Here is a 22036-nt window from a genome sequence, read left to right on the forward strand (position 1 = left end):
AACCATACATAATTGGTTTGGATGATTTCAAGCATATAATTGCAGCGATTATCTTAAGGTGCAGTGATAATAGAGTAAAGCTTTTATTTCACGGTAATCCATAGATGTTCCCGCTATATGATCATGATAGTAGCTAGGCCAACAATGAAGAATTCTAACGACAAGATAAAAGGCGGTGGACCTTTTAAATAAGGTTTACATGTAAAAAATCAATGCCTGCTTCTAAAATACATAAATGAAGAAATTCGTGAAAAGGTGCCATTGATTTGGATTAATGGAAAGAAGGTGCAGAATTAATGAAACAATTCGATATTATCGCAACATCAGCAATGGGATTGGAATCAATTGTTGCCAAGGAGGTTCGGGATCTTGGTTACGATTGTCAAGTCGAAAATGGTAAAATCACGTATAAAGGTGATCAATCCGCCATTGCCCGCTCTAATTTATGGTTGCGCACTGCCGATAGGGTGAAAATTAAAGTCGCGGAATTTAAAGCATATTCATTTGATGAGTTGTTTGAAAAAACAAAGGCATTGAATTGGGAAGATTACTTATCGGCCGATGTCGAGTTTCCCGTGAGTGGAAAATCCGTTAAGTCAAAGCTTTACAGTGTCCCTGATTGTCAGGCAATTGTCAAAAAGGCAATTGTTGATAGATTGAAAAGTAAATACAAGCAAGTGTCTTGGTTTGCCGAGACTGGTCCTTTGTTTAAAATTGAAGTATCTATTTTAAAAGATGTTGTGACACTTACCATAGACACTTCAGGTGCAGGTTTGCATAAACGGGGATATCGAACCGGACAGGGGGAGGCACCTCTTAAAGAAACATTGGCGGCTGCGTTAATCATGCTGACCAATTGGAAAGCGGATAAACCTTTCATAGATCCATTTTGTGGATCTGGAACGATTCCCATCGAGGCGGCCTTAATTGGTCAGAACATAGCACCGGGGTTTAATAGGGAATTCGTATCTGAAACTTGGTCATGGATGGACAGCAAGGTTTGGGATGAAGCACGGATCGAGGCTGAAGATTTAGCCGATTATGATCAGTACTTGGACATAACCGGTTGTGATATTGACCATCGAATGGTCGATATAGCTAAAGCTAATAGTTTTGAAGCCGGTCTTGGTGATCTGATTGAATTCAAACAAATGCAGGTGAGGGATATCTCGACCAGGAAAGAGTATGGTGTCATTGTCGGGAACCCGCCTTATGGAGAACGTCTTGGTGAGAAAAAAGCGGTTGAGCAGATGTATAGGGAAATGGGCCAAGCCTTCAAGAAGCTTGATACATGGTCAGTATACATGATTACCTCCAACCCTGACTTCGAACAGCATTATGGTAAGCCTGCAACGAAAAAAAGGAAATTGTTCAATGGTTTCATCCGTGCTGACCTTTATCAATATTGGGGGAAAAGGCCGCCAAGACAGCCTCAAGGTGAATAAGTAGGTAGAATATAACGGAGGATTTTGCTAGTCAGGACGATTTATTCATAATAGGTTCCAGTCTTGCTTATCATTTCCTTTTCTGTTATTCTAATAATGAATTATTTTTGTTCAGATTTAAGGAATACCTTAATATTCTTTTGAGCAAGGATAGTAATATAATGTGTGGAGAACACACTAGGAGGCAACAAAAATGGAACAAGGTAAAGTAAAATGGTTTAACGCAGAAAAAGGTTTTGGATTCATCGAACGTGAAGGTGGAGACGATGTATTCGTACATTTCTCAGCTATCCAAGGCGAAGGTTTCAAAACTCTTGAAGAAGGCCAAGACGTTACATTTGATGTAGAACAAGGTCAACGTGGACCACAAGCATCAAACGTAAACAAAGCTTAATTCAACCCTATATTATTTACAGACAGGCTCTCTTTTGGAGCCTGTCTTTTATTTTACGAATGGGGCAACCAGGCAGCATGCATAGAAAAAACATACCTAATACGTTTCATTTTCTAATGGTTGGTAAATATCTTGACTATTAATGTGAAATAAAGGATAATATACTTTTGCCTAAGATTATAATGATTCGAATTCTATACACTGATGATAGATAAAAGGGGAGACCAGGATGCTTAAAACACTGCCTTTTTCGGTAACAAAGGAAGATTCTTTTTACGATAAGCTTTCAGAATGGATCGGTGATGTTTTTTACGATATTCTTCCCGAAAAAGGATTTGAGCTGCGTGACGAACAAATCTTCATGGCATTTCAGTTAGAAAAAGCCTTTAAGGAAAAGAATGTAAGTTTTGCTGAAGCAGGGGTAGGGACCGGTAAGACATTGGTCTATTTACTATATGCGATTTGTTATGCGAGATATACGAATAAACCGGCCATTATTTCGTGTGCAGATGAAACGTTGATTGAACAGCTTGTCAAAGAGGAAGGCGACATCCAAAAAATCAAGAATGCTTTAGGTATTGAAGTGGATGTTCGGCTTGCCAAATACCACGATCAATATGTATGTCTAAAGAAGTTGGATTACGCAGTGAATCATGAAGATTCAGAAGGAATAGATCAACTATATGATGAACTTCCCAAGTTTGTCCATGATAACTCATCCATGAACGCCTATACAGCATATGGGGACCGTAAACAGTACCCATATTTAAATGATGAAGACTGGTCTAAAGTTGGCTGGGATCAACTCCAAAACTGTTTCACTTGTGATAAACGCCATCGATGCGGGCAAACCCTATCACGGGACCACTATCGAAAATCAAGTGATTTGATCATTTGTTCACATGACTTCTTCATGGAGCATGTATGGACCAAGGAAAAGCGTAAGCGTGAAGGACAGTTACCATTGCTGCCAGATCATAGCTGCGTTGTCTTTGATGAAGGTCACTTATTGGAATTTGCTGCTCAAAAGGCTTTAACCTATAAAGTTGGGGAACAAACCCTTGCCTCGGTTTTAGAATTGCTTACAGCCAATCAGGTTCGTGAAGAAACCTTATATATCATTGAGGATTTAATTGATATCAATGAAGAATTTTTTGATTTGTTGGATGAAAAAGCGATACATGTCAGCGGATCTAATCGTTATGAAATCCCAATGTCCAAAGAAATTACAAGCTTTGCCCATAAGCTTCACAAAAAGGTTGAGGAATTAGAGGAGAACCTAGTTTTTGAAGCGGAAATGTACACGATCAATGATTATGATTTAAAAGTGACGGAAGAATATTTAGAGCAGCTGGGCTACTCCCTTTCTCTATTTGTAAAGGATGAACAGGCCGTTTCCTGGTTTGAAGAAAATGAAATGACCAAAACATTGGTCATCATGCCAAGGCTCGTACAGGATATTTTGTCTGAACAGGTATTCTCTAAAAAAATCCCTTACATTTTTTCATCGGCAACATTATCGGATAATAAATCCTTCCAATACATTGCAGATAGTTTAGGGATAGAAAAGTATGACAGCTTCTCCGTTGAATCACCGTTTGATTACGATGAAGTCATGAAAATGAACATGCCTGCCTTCGAAAATGGAAATCAATTGGCTAAACTTCAATATACGATGAAGACAATTGAGGAAAATGAAGGTCGAACACTCGTGTTGTTCCAGTCAAAAGAAGAATTGCAATGGTTCAAGGAAAACTGCCCAATGTCTTCTTATCCATTTTATTTTGAAGGGGAAGCGGAAATCAGCGAGCTGGTTAAGAAGTTCCAAGAGGAAGAGCAATCTGTCCTTTTCTCCTATCATTTATGGGAAGGGCTTGATGTTCCAGGGCCTTCATTACAAAATGTTGTGATACACTCCCTGCCATTCCCGCCGCGCGATCCAGTTTTCGAGGCCAAACGCAACTCGGTTACCGACGCATTTGAAGAAGTGGACCTTCCATACATGCTCCTTCGCTTGCGCCAGGGAATAGGGCGTTTGATCAGGACGAGCAATGATTCGGGGACAGTCCAGATTTTGATTGATAAGGATCTTTCGGAGCAGGTTAAAGAGAAGATTGTATCCATTCTTCCTGTAACGCTTTAACTCCATTCTATCCAAAAAAAGAGCCAAGGTGCCCCTTGGTTCTTTTTTTATTTTAATTTGTTAATCGGAGTGGTTCTGATAGGAATGATTTTTGTATAATATGGTAAAGTGTAGTTGGAAGGAGCAGTGAATATGACAAAAAAGGGTATCGATCTGATAGAAAAAGAGTTTAAAGAATATGTAAAGAAAATCTCGGCGTATAATGAAGCACTCGCGTTAATTTTTTGGGATTTGCGTACAGGTGCACCGAAAAAGGGTGTTGAGCAGCGTTCCGAAGTTATCGGGGTGCTTTCCTCCGAGGTGTTTAATATGAGCACAAGTAAAGAAATGGAATCCTTCATTGCAGAACTTTCGATGGAGCCTCTTAGTGAAACGACTAATAAAATGGTGCAAGTGTGTAAGAAAGATTTTGAAAGGAATAAGAAAATTCCTGCTAACGAATATAAGGAATTCGTCATTTTACAATCGCGTTCTGAAAGTGCATGGGAAGAGGCAAGGGAAAAAGCTGATTTTTCTTTATTTCAACCTTATCTGGAGCAAATTGTAGCGTATACCCGCAGGTTTGTAGAATACTGGGGATATGAAGGGACGAAATATAATACCCTTTTGGATATGTATGAACCAGGCATGACTGTAGATGTACTTGACAGCGTATTCAGTGAGCTTCGGTCGAGAATCGTTCCTTTGGTAAAACAGATTGCAACAAGCGAACATAGACCTGAAACAGGGTTCCTTTATAAAGAATTTCCTAAAGAAAAACAGCATCAACTCAACTTGGAAATTCTAAAACAGCTAGGATACGATTTCAAGGCTGGCAGGCTGGATGAAACGGTTCACCCTTTCGAAATTAGAATAAATAGGGGCGATGTCCGGGTGACGACCCGATACGATGAAAATGATTTTAGGGGGGCAATCTTTGGTACCATTCATGAATGTGGACATGCCATTTATGAACAGAATATCGCCAATGAGTTAACCGGAACACTTCTTGATTCCGGGACATCCATGGGGATCCATGAATCACAATCTTTATTTTTCGAAAACTTCATTGGACGGAACCATAGCTTCTGGAAAAATAAATTCTCCTTATTAAAAGAATATGCCTCCGAACAATTCAATGACGTGACGCTGGATGAATTTTACCGGGGCATTAACGAATCGAAACCATCGTTCATCCGTATTGAAGCAGATGAACTGACGTATCCTCTGCATATAATGATTCGGTATGAACTGGAAAAGGCTCTCTTTAATGGAGAACTTGAAGTGAAGGATTTACCGGGAGTCTGGAATGAAAAATACAAGGATTATTTGGGAATTGTTCCTGAAAATGATGCCATGGGCGTGTTGCAAGATGTACACTGGGCAGATGGCAGCTTTGGTTATTTCCCTTCTTATGCATTGGGCTATATGTATGCAGCCCAAATCAAGCAAGCGATGCTTAAAGATTTGCCTGATTTTGATGGACTGTTGGAAGCGGGGGATATTGCGCCAATCAGGGAATGGCTTAATGAAAAGATACATAAATATGGAAAAACAAAAAAACCTTTGGAGATTTTGAAAGAAACGACAGGGGAAGGCCTGAATGTTCAGTATTTAATAAAGTATCTTGAAGATAAATATAAAGAAGTTTATAAAATCAAATGAATCAAAGGAAGAAGGACTTGCATTAAATGTAAAGGCCTTCTCAGTTTGAAGACAAAAGGGGTTCGGAATTAAAAAATTCCGAACCCCTTTTTAAATTCCCTTTAAATTTCCGCCTAAAGAGATTGGGGCTCTAGAAGCCCACTAGGTTAGGCTATTTTTGGACCTTACTATGTCCAATTGGCCATCTTTTTAAAATAATCGCAGCGAAAGTAAGCATCGCCTGCATCGTCAATTTTTGCATACCATTCTTTTGCATATGCGAATACACGATCAATCGTTTCTTTACGTTTCGCATATATAGTTTTTACATCTTAATGATGAAGCAGATGATGTGCTTCTTCCACATATGTTTGCCAGATATTCTTTTTGTACACTGTGATAAAGATGAGGATGTTGCACAGATGTGTTTTGGAGATTTGTACTCACGATAGCCGTGGAGTACATTAATAGCTCACCCAAAGGGCGGTTTAACTGATATAACTGGATCAATACTTTGGCGTCTTTACCTCTGAATAGTTGATTTAAAGTAATCATTTCCAGTTGATTTCGCTGAATAGAATCATGATAGAAAGCTTCATTCCTTCAAGTTTTATAAATTTATAAACAACCAAGACTTTAGGCGAAAGGGTTCTATCTAAAAGTTAAAACAAAGTTGATTGGAGCGGGTGTGCGAGACTCCTGCGGGAAAACTAGTCCCGGGGAGAACCCGCATGCGCGATGTTTTTTCTTTATAGGTAAATCCATTCCTATTTAGGGTTAGTGATTTCACAATTTTCTAATAATACGAATGATGACTTATTTTTTTTATTGAAAGTTCGGTTTTTATCAAAAATAACTTTTCAAATAGAGTCAGCGTTGTTATAATTCATATATTAATAAAATATTAAGTTTCACTCGTATAATAGCAGGGATATGGCCTGCAAGTTTCTACCGGATTACCGTAAATAATTCGACTATGGGTGAGTAATAGATCTTGTTGCATAATGAAGGCTTTTGCTGATTCATTTTTCATTCATGCCCAAGAAGTATTGCTTCACTCCAAAAAAGTGCTGCAATGTTTCTTGGGCTTTTTTATATGCCTGGAAACAATTGCATGGTTTATGGTCAATAAACATCCAGATTGGGAGGAACCTTCATGCAACTTTTAAAGGATAAAATTTTGTCCGAGGGTCAAGCTTTATCAGAAGATATTTTAAAAGTGGATTCATTTTTAAATCATCAAATGGATCCTATGTTAATGAAAGAAATTGGTAAAGAATTCGTAAAACGTTTCGAACAAAAGGAAATTACGAAAGTGCTGACAATTGAATCTTCTGGCATTGGACCTGGTTTGATGGCTGCGCTGGAATTGGAAGTTCCGCTCATTTTTGCCCGTAAACGTAAATCACTTACTTTAACAAATGATTTAGTAACGGCGTCCGTTCATTCCTTTACAAAAAAAGAAACCAATACCATTACGGTTTCCAATAAATATATTGAAGCTGGAGATAAGGTTTTGATCATCGATGACTTCCTTGCTGTCGGACAGGCAGCCCGGGGTTTGGTGGAAATCTGTAAGCAGGTTGGAGCAGAAGTGGCCGGAATCGGCATCGTGATTGAAAAAGCATTCCAAAGCGGTGGTAAGGATCTTAGGGAACAAGGTTTTCAAGTGGAATCACTTGCACGGATTGCTGAGTTGAAATTCGGTGAGATAACGTTCGCTGAGGAAAAGGAAGGAGAAGCCGTCAATGTCTAATCAATCACCATTAAAAGTTGCTTCATTAGGATTACAACATGTTCTTGCCATGTATGCCGGTGCAGTCGTCATTCCATTGATAGTCGGTGGGGCGCTGGGATTGACTGCAGCGCAGTTAACTTATTTAGTTTCGATAGACATTTTGATGTGCGGGATAGCAACTTTATTGCAAGTATGGAAAAATAAATTCTTTGGAATTGGGCTTCCTGTCGTCCTGGGCTGCACATTTACAGCGGTTAGCCCGATGATTGCAATTGGTACGCAATATGGAATCAACTCCATTTATGGATCTATTTTGGCGTCGGGATTGATCGTCATTATCATTAGTAAGTTTTTCGGAAAACTGGCAAGGTTCTTCCCGCCCATTGTCACTGGATCGGTCGTTTTGATTATTGGCATTACGCTCATTCCTGTTGCCATCAACAACCTTGGTGGTGGCCAAGGAGCTGCTGATTTCGGAGACTTGAATAATGTAGCTCTTGGTTTCGGAACTTTGTTATTCATTATATTCATGTATAAATTCTCATCAGGATTCGTACGCTCCATCTCTATTTTATTGGGGCTGTTAGTAGGAACATTTGCAGCTTTCTTCCTTGGGAAAGTGGACTTTAGCTCGGTTGTCAGTGCCACTTGGCTGCATATGCCTCATTTTTTCTACTTTGGAACCCCGACATTCAACGTCACGGCAATCATTACAATGACATTGGTGGCGATCGTCAGCTTGGTGGAATCGACTGGTGTTTATTATGCTCTTGGTGAAATCACGGACAAAGAGATTTCAGAAGACGATCTGGCTCGCGGATATCGTTCTGAAGGACTTGCCATCATGATTGGCGGTTTGTTCAATGCGTTTCCGTATACAGCTTTTTCACAAAATGTGGGCTTGATTCAATTGTCAGGCATTAAAACAAGAAATGTCATATACACAACGGCTGGCATTCTTATTTTCATAGGTTTTGTTCCAAAAATCGGTGCATTCACGACAATTATCCCTTCATCCGTGCTTGGCGGTGCAATGGTGGCGATGTTCGGGATGGTAATTGCCGCTGGAATTAAGATGTTGAGCAAAGTGGATTTTGCTTCTCAAGAAAATTTATTGATCATCGCTTGTTCAGTAGGGATGGGACTAGGGGTGACCGTCGTTCCTGAGCTATTTGCGCAAATTCCGGAAAGTTTTCAAATCCTAACGGAAAACGGTATTGTTGCCGGAAGTTTGACAGCCATATTCTTGAATATCGTCTTTAACATCATCCCTACAAAAGGGAAGGTGAAGGAAGCCCGTATTGAAGGGCAAAATGTAGCCTGATTAAAAATAGATTCGGGTAATCTTGATAGATTCACCCATTTACATGCCCAAAATTCTCAGTTAAAGAGGATTTTGGGCATTTTTTTCATTTAGGGCCGAAGCATATCATTGATAATGTATTTGGAGTTTTGTCAGATAAAAGGAAACTCTCTTCACTTTTTGAATATATTGATAGTATATGTTCAGGAAAGTAGTGATAGGGATGGAGAAAAAATATTGTATTCATTGCCGTACCATACTAAGCCAGGAGTATAGGTGCAGTGTGTGTGGAAAAGAGGAGTTTCAAAACATCATTATACAAGTGCAAAATCAATCTTCAGTAAAGAAAGAAGACTGAAAGCGCCCCCTTACCAAATTATAGGTAAGGGGGTTTTATTATATCGTGAATACTTTTCGATTATTAAGATGATATGAAGGGTACCTCGCCCTTTTATCGATATTGCCCATATGGGTATGATACCAATCAATGCTTTGTCTCCTGCTAAAGAGGCGGTAATAGTTACCGGCAAGCATGCTGCCGAATTCTGCTGCAAAGGATTTAAGCATTCCCCCTTCTAACGGCATGCCAAACATGATTTCACCGTTTTACTCAGCCCATCCGTTTGTTCCCTCGATCATTAAATCCGTTATTCATTGGACATTCAAAAGCCGTATCTCAAAAGACAGCCTTTCGTACAGGAAATCCATTAGCGTCCTTTTCGGCATGAAAGGTGATATTCGTGGAAGTATTCCTCCGCTTGTATGGTTATATTCTTTCTTTTTTAGTTACCTAGTTATGTAGAAGAAAATTGAAAAAATATTATTAAATGCCTATACATATAACCATTTAGCTATAAAGCATAATTGATGTCCTGGTGGGTATATTAACCATATCATGAATAATTAGGGGTGGAATCATGCCATATTTATTATCTGCATCTCATGTAAAGCTGCCACATTTGCTTTCACAAGAAAAAATCATGGAATTTTCGAGAGAAATATTTGGGGCATCATTTAAGAATATAGAACGGTTACTAAAGGCCTTTAAGAATGGACAAGTGGAAAATCGATATTTTTCAAATGATCTCGATTGGTTTAAAGAGGATCATTCTTTTGCCGATCGGAATGATTTATATATACAGCAGGCAATCAAATTTGGGAAAGAAGCTATAGAAAAATGCTTAGCCAACACAGAATTTTTAAAAGAAGGACTGCAGGCAAACGAACTAGATGCTTTCTTCTTTATCTCAAGCACGGGGATTGCCACCCCGACCATTGATGCCAGGATAATGAATGAACTTACATTTAATCCGCATGCTAAAAGGATTCCGATTTGGGGGCTTGGCTGTGCAGGGGGAGCGAGTGGCCTATCACGTGCTTTTGAATATTGCCAAGCATACCCGACGGCGAAAGTCATTGTTTTAAGCGTGGAGTTATGCAGTCTGACATTTCAAAGGAATGATATCTCCAAAAGCAATTTAATTGGGACTTCCTTATTTTCCGACGGAGTAAGCTGTGTTTTGGTTTGCGGTGATGAAGTGCCGAGTGAACAGTTTTCAAAAAAAGTAAGGCATTTGCAATTTTTGGATTCGCAATCGACGCTTATGCCGGATTCATTGGATGTTATGGGGTGGGATGTTAAAGATCAAGGGTTATACGTTATTTTTTCGAAAGATATCCCTACAATCATCAAGGATTGGCTTAAACCGAATGTTCAAGAGTTCTTAATGGAGAATGGATTCGATCTAAACGATGTAAAAGATTTCATCGCTCATCCTGGAGGCAAGAAAGTAATTGATGCTTATCACGAAGCCCTCGGGTTCGATGAAAGCATGACGGCAGAGTCAATGAGCATATTGCGTGAATTCGGCAATATGTCCTCAGCAACTATTTTGTACGTTCTGGAGAGGTTCATGCAGCGGGGCGGGGATAAAGGTGAGGTGGGACTGGCTGCTGCATTGGGGCCTGGGTTTTCATCTGAACTTGTGTTAATGAGGTGGAAGTGATGATCTTCGCCATTTTCATTATCTTGATCGCTATACAGCGCCTTGTTGAATTATATATCGCCAAACAAAATGAAAAACAGTTGAAAGCTGGAGGAGCAATAGAATACGGTGAGTCCCATTACAAATGGATGGTTCTAATGCATCTTAGTTTTTTTATTGTTCTCATTATTGAAGTGATCGCCCTTGAAAGGGATATATCTGGACTTTGGCCGATTTGGCTGACCCTTTTTCTAATTGCGCAGTCAGGAAGGGTTTGGGTAATCCGTTCATTGGGAAAACATTGGAATACAAAAATCATAGTGGTTCCTGATGCCGATGTAGTCATTAAAGGTCCTTATAAATTTTTCAAACATCCGAACTATATCATAGTGGCAACTGAGATTTTAGTTATTTCCTTATTATTCAATGCATATTATACTGCTATCATCTTTAGTTTATTGAATGTTTGGATGATGATGGTAAGAATCCCACTGGAAGAGAAGGCATTAAAGGAACACACGGAATATTCTACGGTTTTTAAGGGAGAATAATAAAAAAATTTAATTACTTATTGAAAATGATTATCGTTCGTGATAAGATTCTAAATGAAGATGAAAATTATTCTCATTCGGATTTCAATCATTTATTTTAACTAAAAACTAAAAGCTAATCAATATAAAAGAGGATGGTGTTGGTAATGGTTTGGGTATTCATTTTATTGACAATCGCTACATATGGTTTTGTGATGAAACATGTATTGAATAATATTCAAAAAACGGCAAAGGCAGTAAAACCTTATACCGAATCACCAATGGAAAACCGAGCTGCTTTTAACCCCACCCCAACAACCAGGTAAACATCCTGGTTTTTTTTTCCATTCCAACAATATGATCAAATTGCGCGAATCCACCAATTGGTGGTTTTTTTTTTGAACATGGCCTGTAATGAATCATATAGTAAAAATAAAGCGGGACGGTATGAATAACAAACGAAATCGTTTACAATAAGAATATCAAAATGACGATAGATTAAGGGGTATGGATTCATGATTCAAGAAACATTAAAGCAACAGTCCAAATTGGGAATTTTGACTGCCATGTATGAGAAATTTCAATCGGCAGGTGATACAGGCAATGCAGATAAAATGAAACAGTTAATCATGAAAGTGAATAATGAGGAGTTCATCATTGCTTTTTGCGGGCATTTTTCAGCGGGGAAATCTAGTATGATCAACTTTCTCCTTGGTGATCAAGTATTGCCTTCAAGTCCGATTCCTACGAGTGCAAATACGGTAAAGGTACAAAAAGGGGAAGACTATGCCAAAGTCTTTTACCATCATCAGCCACCAGTCTTATTTCCTGCACCTTATGATTTTAAAGAGGTCAAGAAATTTGCCAAGGATGGAGATTCAGTATCGGCAATAACGATAAGTTCCAATGATTTTTCACTGCCGGATTCATGTGCGATCATGGATACGCCAGGAATCGATTCGACAGACGATGCACATAGAGTTTCTACGGAATCTGCCCTGCATCTAGCTGATGTCGTCTTTTATGTCATGGACTACAATCACGTCCAATCAGAAGTCAACTTCCTATTCACGAAAGAATTGTTGGAGGCTGAAAAACCGACATACTTAATTATCAATATGATCGATAAGCATGATGAGAACGAGCTTGGATTTCAAGACTTCAAGCTTTCCGTTTCTGAAGCTTTTGCGAACTGGAATGTATATCCTGATGGTATTTTTTATACATCCGTAAGAGACTTGAACAATACCGAAAATGAAATAGAAGTGGTCAAGCAATTCATATATGACATGGCGGGCAAAGGTTTAAATGATGGGAAAGATGCCATCATGCAATCGGCTAATGCCCTTGTCGAAAGACATCTTAATTGGCTGAAGGAGCAGTATGAAGAGGAACATGCCGGTGATTTTGAAGTACTATCAGAACTGCCTCATGAAGAGCGGAAACACCTGACGAATCAGGTGGACAGCCTATTGAAAGAAAAAAAATCATTGACTGGACGCATAGAGGAAATCAAGGGCCAATATGCCGATGCATTGGAAACCATTTTAAAAGGCGCATACATCATGCCTGCGGCAACACGGGACCTAGGTAAATCATTCTTGGAATCGGCTCAGCCGGACTTTAAAATGGGTCTATTATTTGCCAAGAAAAAAACGGATGCCGAACGTGAGGCACGTATTAAGGCGTTCTTGAGCGATCTACAAGAAAAGGTGAAAACCCAGCTTGAATGGCATCTTAAAGAACTGGCGGTAAAAACGCTTAATCAAGCGGAAATCCACGATTCAACACTTGAAAGTAAGGCTCAGGCACTTCAAATCGAGGTAACGGAATCTTACATAAAAAACTCTTTGAAGCCTCAAGTCGATATTACGGGTGAATACGTTTTAAACTATACGAATGATTTGGCATCAGCGATCAAAAAGAAAGCACGTGATGTATCAGAAGGATTTTTGAATGATATGGTTACCGTTATGGAAGGAATAGTGGAACAGCAGTCTATGTCCATCGATAAGGAACTTGAAGGTTTTTCTGAATTTGCGGAAGCTCTTAAAGTTACTGCTGCGATGAACGCGGAAATCGAGTACCAAACGGAACGTTTAGAGGCCATTGCCCATCAAACTGAATCATTAGTCGATGAGCGTGAAATCGATATGCTGTTAACTCAATGGAATGAAGAGGAAAAAAATATTACAGTCAAAATCATGACAACCGATAAAGTAAGTAATTCAAGGTCCGTCAACGAACAATCTGTAAGTGATCATGTTAAAGAAATCACGGAAGCTGTACCTTCCGTGACTGTTTCTTCATCTGATGCTACTGATTTACGCGGAAAAGAAAAGCTGATGGAAACTGCAGCGAGTTTAAAACAGGCGGCCGAGCTGATCCAACCTCTGAGAGGGTTTCAATCGCTTTATAAAGAATTGAAAGAGAAGGCAAATCGCTTGGAACAACAGACGTTCACGGTTGCCCTCTTCGGTGCATTCAGTGCGGGTAAATCTTCCTTTGCCAATGCTTTGATGGGAGAAAGCGTCCTTCCTGTCTCACCAAATCCGACAACTGCCGCAATCAACAAAATCATGTCTTCGGACGCTGAGCATCCACATGGAACGGCAACCGTCAAATTAAAGACCGAAGCGATGCTGTTGGAAGATGTAAGCCTGGCATTGGCAGCTTTTGATAAATCGGCAAAGACTCTGGATGAAGCACTTCAACTAGCAGGGCAAATCATTGCGAAGGCAGGGGAAGTTGATAAGGGTAAAACGCATTTATCGTTTCTTAGGGCGTTTCATCAAGGGCTTCCCGAGTACCAAAATGATTTAGGAAATGTGGTTACGGTAGACCTTGAAGGATTTAAACGGTTTGCTGCGGAAGAATCCAAGTCATGTCTTGTTGATCTGATCGAATTGCGTTATGACTGTGAAATGACAAAGCAGGGGATGGTCCTTGTTGACACACCTGGGGCCGATTCGATAAATGCACGCCATACAGGAGCAGCTTTCGAATATATTAAGAATTCGGACGCCATCCTATTTGTGACCTATTATAATCATCCATTTTCCCGCGCAGACAGGGAGTTCCTGATACAGCTTGGACGTGTGAAAGATTCTTTCGCTATGGATAAGATGTTTTTCATCGTCAATGCCGTCGACCTGGCACAAACGACTGACGAATTGGACGAAGTGATGGATTATGTCACAGATCAATTGAATGGATTCGGTATCCGTTTTCCAAAACTGTTCCCGCTTACGAGTAAGGGGGCGTTGATGGAAAAACAAACGCCTGGTTCGTTTAAGCATTCATTCCTTCCTAATAGCGGAATCATGGAATTCCAAGGCCAATTCGATTCTTTCATAGAAAACGATTTAACTGGACTTGCGATTGAATCGGCTCAAGCGGCTGTAAAAAGAACCGAAGAATTGCTACGAGATGTAATTACAGCTTCCAGACAGGATGAGAAAGCGAAACGAAAAGCCCTGGAGACCCTTTCTCATGAGTCACAGGCCATTTCGGAACTCCTTTCAGTCATTAAAGGGGATGCCGAAAAGCAACGGTTGAAAAAAGAGATAGACGAATTGACTTTCTATAGTAAACAACGGGTCTTCTTCCGGTTTAATGATTTCTTCAAAGAATCGTTCAATCCAGCTGTTTTAAAAGATGATGGAGGCGATCTGAAAATTGTCCTCAAGCAATCGATGAAGAACTTATTGGATGCCTTAGGCTTTGACCTTGCCCAGGAAATGCGGGCTACGGCTTTAAGGACGGAAATGTTCGTAAATAAATTACTGAATGAGAAACAGGGCAGTTTGCTTCAGCAAATGCAAAAAATAAGAAGAACCCTTTCATTACAGCCATATGAACCCAATGAGAGGGAATCCCTTGAATTCACTGGAGCTTTTGCCCAATTGGATACAGGGGAATTCAAAAAGGAATTGGCATTATTCAAGAATCCAAAATCTTTCTTTGAAAAGAATGAAAAAGCGAAAATGAGCGAAGGTCTTCAGAAGCGTTTGGATGAACCTGCCCTTATATATGCAAAAGAACAGGGTGAGCGGATTTACGAAATGTATAATGAAGTCCTCGATCAAGAGTTACTCGCGATTCAAAAAGAGTTTAAGACGGAAGTATCGGATATCTTTGCAGGGTTACGTGCAGCATTGGAGGAAACGGTTGATTTACCGTATTATGAAAATGCTGTAGCGGAATTGGCTAAAATGCATTCGAAATAGAAACGAGGTTCATTCATGAAAGAAAACCTTATTTCACGCTTGAGATACCTGGAAAAGAATGAGGATATAACCATATTGATGGCTGCTGTTACTGGCAGCCATTCTTTTGGTTTATCATCGGTCCAATCGGATTACGATGTTCGGTTTATATATGTTCATAATGATAAGCGATCATACTTGAGCTTGAGTCAGCCAGTTGAAGTCATTCAAGTGAAAGAAGGCCTATTTGACATGGAAGGCTGGGATCTCTTTAAATCATCCCGACTTACCTTAAAGAGTAACCCTGCTCTATTTGAATTGTTTCAGTCACCTATCAGGTTGATAACTCATCCGGATTATTATAGGAAGATGACTGGTTTGATAGCGGATTGCTATTCCAAAAAGGCACTGGGGCACCATTACTATCGGATGATGAGCGACAATCTTCAACAATTGACAAAAAAAAGGGGTTCCGAAAGAAAAGAGCTAAAAATATGGGTACAAGTATACCGTTCGTATTTAACCCTTGAATATATCATCCAACGGGGTTCGCTGCCACCATTATCGGTATGGGAATTACTTGATACGGTTTCAACGGATCAAGGAATGAAAAACAGGATGACTCGGATATTTAAAGCAAAACAAATGGAAGAATGTATAAGCAACAATGAAAGTGAAAATAATCTTTCGCTAATAGAAGGGAAATCACTTTCCATAAAGAATGAGATAACTAGGCTACATCAAGGGAAGAACATGGAAATGGAACTTAATGAATTAATTTGGGGCATTTTGGAATAGGGGGATATGAGATGAGTTTTATAATCGAAAAAGAAGAGCTGTTGCCGTTGTTGAATTCTAGAGATATCAGAATTTGTGACTGCCGCTTTCAATTAGGCTCTCCTGACGCAGGGTATAATGATTACAAAAAAGACCATATTTCAGGCGCTGTTTATTTCGATCTTGAAAAGGACTTATCGGGTCAGGTTCAAGAACATGGCGGAAGACATCCTCTTCCTGACCTGGAAACCATTAAAGATAAACTGGAATCAAATGGAATCACCAACGATACTGTACTTATCGCTTATGATGGCGGGGAAGGTTCTTTTGCTTCCAGGTTTGTCTGGCTGCTAAGCTACCTTGGGCATCAGAAAGTCTTTGTCCTGAACGGGGGATATCGCGCCTGGAGGGATGCGGGCTATCCGATTGACTCGATTCAAATGAATTATATGCCAACCGAATATCGTATCGATTTAAATGAGCACGTTTTTGCATCTTTTCGAAAAGTGAAGGATTACACTTTGAATAGACCTGACGATATCGTATTAATGGATTCACGGGAATCTAAGCGCTACGAGGGAATCGAGGAGCCAATTGATAAAAAAGCCGGCCATATACCTGGTGCAGTAAATAAGGTGTGGACGAACGTTCTGGAAAATGGCTATTTTAAAAAGAAGGAAGATCTTCAGTCGAATTTCACAAGCATCGGTAAAGATAAGGAAATCATTGTGTACTGCGGTTCAGGTGTAACGGCCTCACCCAATTATATCGCCCTGAAAGAAGCGGGCTTTAAAGATGTGAAGATTTATATTGGCAGTTTCAGTGACTGGATCTCGTATGATGATAATCCAATTGAATAATATTTTTTCCAATTAAACGATCCTTAAAAAAAGGGACAGTTATGTTAAAATGGAAGTACATCATGATAGAGGTGATAATGTGTTAATGAAAGAAAATGAGCAGCATCCATCCTTTATGCTTGTCGATGGAATGGCGCTTTTATTTAGAGCTTTTTATGCAACGGCCGTTACTGGTCAATTCATGGTTAACTCCAAAGGCATCCCGACCAATGCCGTTCAAGGTTTTTTGAAGCATATGCTGACGGCGGTGAATCACTTTTCACCCAGTCATGTAGCGGTATGCTGGGATATGGGCAGCAAGACTTTCAGAAATGAATTATTTGATGGATACAAGGCGAATCGATCAGAAGCTCCAGTCGAAATGATCCCTCAATTCGACTTAGCGAAAAAAGCGGTTGAAGCATTCGATATCCCTAACATAGGACTCTCTGGTTATGAGGCGGATGACTGTATCGGAACAATTGCCAAAGCATCTGCACAGCATAGCCGAGTGGGTATATTGACTGGCGATCAAGATATGCTTCAGTTAATAGATGAAAACATTTCCGTACTATTGTTAAAAAAAGGGTATGGTAACTATGAGGTGCATAATCCCGATAGCTTTTTTGAGTGGAAAGGGATTACACCAAGGCAAATGATCGATTTAAAAGCTTTAATGGGTGATACAGCTGATAACTATCCCGGGGTTAAAGGAATTGGGGAGAAGACAGCATTGAAATTATTGATACAGTATCAAAGTATCGAAGGCATTCTTGAAAATGTTGCTTCATTGACGAATGGGCAACGGGCTAAAATTGAATCCGCTGTCGATATGCTTCATTTATCCAGAAAGCTAGCAGAAATAAAATGTGATGTACCAATTTCATGTCCTTTGGACGATGCGGTCTATCAGTATGATCGCGAAAAGGTCAAAAATCTGGCTAGGGATCATGAATTCAGGACTTTACTGCGAATGATCTAATCAAAAAAGGGGAGCTCCCCTTTTGAAATTCCCTTTAAATTTTCGCCTGAATTTAAGAGATTGGGGCTCTACTAGCCCGCGTGTTGAAGGGAGACCCTGCAGGCGCTTGCGCCGAGGGCGGACCGCCCGCGAAAAACGAGTGCCCTACGTTCCAATCAACGTTCAAATTGTACAGTCTGGGACCTCCCTAATGGGAGGTCCTTTATTTTGTACGATGATTTTTTTGTCGAAAAATGGATAGTCAAATTCTTTTATATACGGTAAGATGAAAATAAGGCATGAAGTATGGAGTGGATGCAGAAGTGGCGAAATCAACTGAAGAGTATGTTAGTTTTTTAGAGGGTAAGGGATTCACTTTTGGTAATGACGCGATTGGTTTTATTTATTTTGGTAAGCGCTACACGGATGCAAGTGATATTTTAGTCAATGCAGCAATAGAGTTGACATTGAAGGTACAAAAGAATTTTGATGGCAGCTTTTATATCTCCTTTTTGGAAAACTTAAAACAAAATGGCATTGAAACGCGTAGTGCAGCGGTATCGTTTGCAAAAGAACAGGGGCTACTTAAATAAATCGGACTTCGTAACTGGAAGTCCGATTTATTTTATTGGGCTTTTCAAGAAAACCCCTGTGTCACCGGTTTCTTTTTCTTAGCAGGCAGTTCTGCAAAAATCATTCCCAAGAATATGAATGCGCAGCCGATGATGGAAGCGGAAGTCAATTTTTCCCCTATCAATATGTATGAGGATAACGCTGCAAAAACCGGTTCCATTGAAAAGATCAGCGCCACTCTTGTAGGTGTCGTATAGGCTTGGAAGAAGGTTTGTGCGAAAAAGGCGAACGCCGTGGCAAGGGCTGCCGTAACCAATAAAGCAGTCCATACATCCTTCTGTAACATGACCTCTGAGCTGAAGATGACGGAATGATTCTCTTTGAAAATGAAAGCTGAAACAAATGATAATAAAGATACGGTGGAAACCTGAACCAACGTCAGCGGTAAAGCGGGAAGGGTCTTGGCATATTTAGCGGTAGTGATGATTTGCATGGCAAAACTGATTGCACATAAAAATACCAGTAAATCACCGATATTCAAATTGGAGCGGTCAGCGAAAGTCATTAAATAAAGTCCGATGGTTGCGGCTGCGACACCTATTATTGTATTGCGGGAAAGCCTATGCTTTAATAGCAGCAGGGAAAAAACAGGTACCATGACAACACTTAATCCTGTTATAAAGCCAGTCTTTGCAGGCGTTGTATAATTCAATCCGATCGTTTGAAGCCCATAACCGAGAAAAAGCCATACACCAATATGAAACCCAGCTTTAAAAAGGCCCTTGCTCCCGTTTTTCCCCTTTTTGTGTAGAGTCAATAAATAAGGGATGAGCAAGAATACGAACGCCATGAAAAAACGGACGCCATTAAACGTGAAGGGGTCAAGAAAAGACAGCGCATTTTGGACCATGACAAAAGTGACGCCCCAGATGAATACAACGAATAATAACGAAAAATCAGCTGTCTTGTTCATGAATTTCCTCAGCCTTATTCAATCGAATGGCCCGTCTCGCCAACTCATCCGCGGACTTATTTTCGATATTTGGAATCCATTTCATGAAAAATAAATCAAGCTCGTCGGAAAGCTTTAAAGCCCGTTCCAGCAGAAGGGCATACTTATTTTTTGCAAATCTTTTTTCAATGGCCTGGTTGATGGCTTGGGAGTCCGTACGAAAAGAAACGACTTGATACTTATTGGCCACACAAATCTCCAATGCTTTGATTAAGGCATGGTACTCCGCTTCATGGTTTTCCATATTCCCAAGAGGAAAGGAATGCCTCTCGACCACACCGTTATTATTTATGAAAACACCTGCACCGCTAGGCCCTGGGCTGCCCGCACTGGCACCATCAATATACACTTCGATCAAGATATGCTCCTCCTCGAGTTTAACTGTTAAAATGTTACGTTTCATTTAAAATTAAGATTGAAACATGAGAATTTCAGGCTGATATGGGAACTATAATTAAAAAGAGTGATTAAAATGCTTACAATATATTATAAAGGGTATGACGAAAAAAAGGTATGAAATTTGTAAGCTGTTCTGCATGAATCGTGAATGGATAAGGAGCTGGAAATCTTTGAAGGTAATTATGCAATGGACATATCAAGCTTCAAAAAAACCATCTGCCGATTTCGTTTCGGATTGGCTCGATGCCGGGACTGCACTGGTCATTACGGAAGATCTTGAAAAGGCAGGAAGGCTGAAAGAAGTGGAATTCAAGGATGAATTCGATACAACATGGACCAAGAAGGAGTTAAAGAAACTCCTGACGGAAATTGAGGAAGAACCGCAGGATGTGACGGTTTTCTTTGATGGAGGTTTTCAAAAAGATGAAAAGGTGGCAGGAATTGGTGTTGCCATTTATTATCGTCAAGGAAAAAAGTTCTGGCGGTTACGCACCAATGTGAAATTGGAGCAATTCGAATCCAATAATGAAGCTGAATATGCGGCTTTTCATGAAGCGGTCAGGCAGATGGACGAACTTGGAATCCACCATCAAAGCTGTGTCTTTAAAGGGGATTCTCTCGTCGTCTTAAATCAACTTTCCGGTGAATGGCCCTGTATGGAAGAAAACTTAAATAAATGGCTGGACCGCATTGAAGCGAAACTGGATAAATTAAAGATCAATCCTGTCTGCAAGCCGATTTCTCGAAAGGAAAACCAGGAAGCCGATCGCCTGGCCACACTTGCACTGCAAGGAAAAGCCATTTTCAGTAAAATAGAAATTGCTGGGTCAAAGGAGCCATAACAACAATGAACAGGAAAAAAATATATGAAGAAGTGGAAGATGTTCTCGCTTCATTTTGCCAAGATTGTTTTTTAAGAAAGCATTTTCGAAAAGAGAAGGGGCGTACGTATGCCCATCAGTTCTGTATTTCAGAATGCACGGTTGGTGAAAAATTAAAACAGCTTGGCAATGAACTTAGTGACCGAACTTAAGTGCCCAAAAATTGCTTTCATAAAGACACAAGGCAATGAAGGATATGGTATTATAGGTGAAAAATAGAGAAAAGTGTGAGAGCAATGAAAAATAGAAGAGGGAAACTATATAATGCGAAAACGCCTCTTACCATACCCAGAATTGATTTCATAAGGGAAGAATTGAAAAAAGATGCAACTTCTTTAACGGTAGATCATGCACGACCTAACGTAAATATTCAGGAAAGAATCAACGAAGCTTCGCTTCAATTGAAAAACATCTTTCAAGATATACGAAATGAAGGAAAAATACAGCTTGATAAGATTGTATTGATTAAAGCAAAAGTTGCACCTGTCATTGCAGAAGCTGCAAAGAATCCTGATGTTTATTACCTTTTCGAAGAGCTGCAAGCAAATAACGAGTACACCTATAAGCATAATATCGGTGTCGGGATCATTGCCACTTATCTAGGGATGAAGCTTGGATTATCGAAAGAAAACCTTTCAGCACTGACACTGGCAGCCACACTGCATGACGTGGGTAAAACAAGGATTCCGGATAGTATATTGGAAAAGCCGGGTAAACTGACTGCGGCAGAATATGAAGAAATGAAACGCCATGCCATTTATGGTTATGAATTACTTAAAAGTATCCCAGGAATCCCACCATCGATTGCATTAACAGCCCTTCAGCACCATGAACGGGAAGATGGGAAAGGCTATCCACATGGTCTGATGGGGAATGATATCCATCATCATGCGAAAATCGTCGCAATAGCCGATGTATTCCATGCGATGTCTTCAAATCGTGTATATCATCGGGCCATGCCGTTTTATAAGGTGATTGAGCAAATGAACAGCGATAAGTTCGGTAAATTCAATCCTGAGATCCTAATGGAGTTTGTAAACCGATTAATGTCCACTTTAGTCGGAAAAGAAGTCACCCTTACCAATGGACGAAACGGGACGATCATCATGATCGATCCATACGATCCCCTTAAAGCTTTGTTGAAAACCGGTACAGAGATCATAGATTTACGAATGGAAAAAGAATGGCAAATCGAACGAATCATCGGTTAATGAAAAAGAGCCCG

20 protein-coding genes, 1 pseudogene and 1 riboswitch are annotated in these 22036 nt (G+C 39.9%); of the genes and pseudogenes, 17 read left to right on the plus strand and 4 right to left on the minus strand.

Going from position 1 to position 22036, the window contains the following annotated elements; genetic code table 11:
- The first annotated feature begins 296 nt into the window (after window positions 1–296).
- From ADA55_RS24325 to ADA55_RS24340, 4 genes are all read left to right on the plus strand, one after another.
- The gene (locus tag ADA55_RS24325; protein WP_048688389.1) at window positions 297–1445 is read left to right on the plus strand and encodes a THUMP domain-containing class I SAM-dependent RNA methyltransferase; all 1149 of its coding nucleotides are present in this window, start codon (window positions 297–299) and stop codon (window positions 1443–1445) included.
- Window positions 1446–1638: 193 nt separating this feature from the next.
- Window positions 1639–1839 (plus strand): cold-shock protein, encoded by a 201-nt coding sequence (locus ADA55_RS24330; protein WP_034307871.1) that lies wholly within the window; start codon window positions 1639–1641, stop codon window positions 1837–1839.
- Window positions 1840–2068: 229 nt separating this feature from the next.
- Window positions 2069–3982, plus strand: a complete 1914-nt coding sequence (locus ADA55_RS24335) for an ATP-dependent DNA helicase (RefSeq protein WP_048688392.1) — start codon at window positions 2069–2071, stop codon at window positions 3980–3982.
- 132 nt (window positions 3983–4114) lie between these two features.
- Entirely contained in the window at window positions 4115–5626 is a 1512-nt protein-coding gene (locus ADA55_RS24340) for a carboxypeptidase M32 (protein ID WP_048688395.1), read from the plus strand.
- Between the two features lie 167 nt (window positions 5627–5793).
- Here ADA55_RS24340 and ADA55_RS30820 read toward each other — a convergent pair.
- Window positions 5794–6077: pseudogene (locus ADA55_RS30820) on the minus strand (IS5/IS1182 family transposase); the annotation flags it as partial.
- A 423-nt stretch (window positions 6078–6500) separates the two neighbouring features.
- Window positions 6501–6602, plus strand: a riboswitch (purine riboswitch).
- 159 nt (window positions 6603–6761) lie between these two features.
- Between ADA55_RS30820 and ADA55_RS24345 the strand changes: the two are divergent.
- Window positions 6762–7361 (plus strand): xanthine phosphoribosyltransferase, encoded by a 600-nt coding sequence (locus ADA55_RS24345; protein ID WP_034311269.1) that lies wholly within the window; start codon window positions 6762–6764, stop codon window positions 7359–7361.
- Window positions 7354–8667 (plus strand): nucleobase:cation symporter-2 family protein, encoded by a 1314-nt coding sequence (locus tag ADA55_RS24350; RefSeq protein ID WP_034307865.1) that lies wholly within the window; start codon window positions 7354–7356, stop codon window positions 8665–8667. Before ADA55_RS24345 ends, ADA55_RS24350 begins: the two co-directional genes overlap by 8 nt.
- A gap of 375 nt (window positions 8668–9042) precedes the next feature.
- On the opposite strand, the gene ADA55_RS30160 is transcribed toward ADA55_RS24350, so the two are convergent.
- Window positions 9043–9213 (minus strand): hypothetical protein, encoded by a 171-nt coding sequence (locus ADA55_RS30160; protein WP_161922408.1) that lies wholly within the window; start codon window positions 9211–9213, stop codon window positions 9043–9045.
- 350 nt (window positions 9214–9563) lie between these two features.
- Between ADA55_RS30160 and ADA55_RS24360 the strand changes: the two genes are divergently transcribed.
- The 8 genes from ADA55_RS24360 to ADA55_RS24390 all read left to right on the plus strand — a co-directional run bounded on the left by ADA55_RS24360 (window position 9564) and on the right by ADA55_RS24390 (window position 18539).
- The gene (locus ADA55_RS24360; protein WP_048688404.1) at window positions 9564–10652 is read left to right on the plus strand and encodes a type III polyketide synthase; all 1089 of its coding nucleotides are present in this window, start codon (window positions 9564–9566) and stop codon (window positions 10650–10652) included.
- A complete protein-coding gene (locus tag ADA55_RS24365) occupies window positions 10652–11182 on the plus strand; it encodes an isoprenylcysteine carboxyl methyltransferase family protein (protein ID WP_048688407.1) in 531 nt (176 codons plus the stop codon). The genes ADA55_RS24360 and ADA55_RS24365 overlap by 1 nt, the downstream gene beginning before the upstream one ends.
- Before the next feature lie 146 nt (window positions 11183–11328).
- Window positions 11329–11487, plus strand: a complete 159-nt coding sequence (locus ADA55_RS30165) for a hypothetical protein (RefSeq protein ID WP_153246172.1) — start codon at window positions 11329–11331, stop codon at window positions 11485–11487.
- Window positions 11488–11676: 189 nt separating this feature from the next.
- Entirely contained in the window at window positions 11677–15390 is a 3714-nt protein-coding gene (locus ADA55_RS24370) for a dynamin family protein (RefSeq protein WP_048688410.1), read from the plus strand.
- 15 nt (window positions 15391–15405) lie between these two features.
- Complete coding sequence (locus ADA55_RS24375) at window positions 15406–16167, plus strand: nucleotidyltransferase domain-containing protein (protein ID WP_048688412.1); 762 nt, start codon at window positions 15406–15408, stop codon at window positions 16165–16167.
- An 11-nt stretch (window positions 16168–16178) separates the two neighbouring features.
- Window positions 16179–17006, plus strand: a complete 828-nt coding sequence (locus ADA55_RS24380; RefSeq protein WP_048688415.1) for a sulfurtransferase — start codon at window positions 16179–16181, stop codon at window positions 17004–17006.
- Between the two features lie 85 nt (window positions 17007–17091).
- Window positions 17092–17967, plus strand: coding sequence for a 5'-3' exonuclease (locus ADA55_RS24385; RefSeq protein WP_048688418.1), 876 nt, complete (start codon window positions 17092–17094; stop codon window positions 17965–17967).
- A gap of 278 nt (window positions 17968–18245) precedes the next feature.
- The gene (locus tag ADA55_RS24390) at window positions 18246–18539 is read left to right on the plus strand and encodes a DUF6123 family protein (protein ID WP_048688421.1); all 294 of its coding nucleotides are present in this window, start codon (window positions 18246–18248) and stop codon (window positions 18537–18539) included.
- Window positions 18540–18583: 44 nt separating this feature from the next.
- Here ADA55_RS24390 and ADA55_RS24395 read toward each other — a convergent pair whose 3' ends face one another.
- Window positions 18584–19492, minus strand: coding sequence for a DMT family transporter (locus ADA55_RS24395; protein WP_048688425.1), 909 nt, complete (start codon window positions 19490–19492; stop codon window positions 18584–18586).
- The gene (locus ADA55_RS24400) at window positions 19476–19889 is read right to left on the minus strand and encodes a reverse transcriptase-like protein (protein WP_048688428.1); all 414 of its coding nucleotides are present in this window, start codon (window positions 19887–19889) and stop codon (window positions 19476–19478) included. Before ADA55_RS24400 ends, ADA55_RS24395 begins: the two co-directional genes overlap by 17 nt.
- A 211-nt stretch (window positions 19890–20100) precedes the next feature.
- Between ADA55_RS24400 and ADA55_RS24405 the strand changes: the two genes are divergently transcribed.
- From ADA55_RS24405 to ADA55_RS24415, 3 genes are all read left to right on the plus strand, one after another.
- On the plus strand, window positions 20101–20772 hold the full coding sequence (locus tag ADA55_RS24405) for a ribonuclease H family protein (protein WP_048688434.1): 672 nt from the start codon (window positions 20101–20103) through the stop codon (window positions 20770–20772).
- 5 nt (window positions 20773–20777) lie between these two features.
- Complete coding sequence (locus ADA55_RS24410) at window positions 20778–20963, plus strand: zinc-finger domain-containing protein (protein ID WP_034307842.1); 186 nt, start codon at window positions 20778–20780, stop codon at window positions 20961–20963.
- 84 nt (window positions 20964–21047) lie between these two features.
- The gene (locus ADA55_RS24415; RefSeq protein ID WP_048688440.1) at window positions 21048–22022 is read left to right on the plus strand and encodes an HD-GYP domain-containing protein; all 975 of its coding nucleotides are present in this window, start codon (window positions 21048–21050) and stop codon (window positions 22020–22022) included.
- Window positions 22023–22036: the final 14 nt, after the last annotated feature.

This window comes from Bacillus sp. 220_BSPC (assembly GCF_001054655.1).
Taxonomy (GTDB): Bacteria; Bacillota; Bacilli; order Bacillales; family DSM-1321; genus Peribacillus; species Peribacillus frigoritolerans.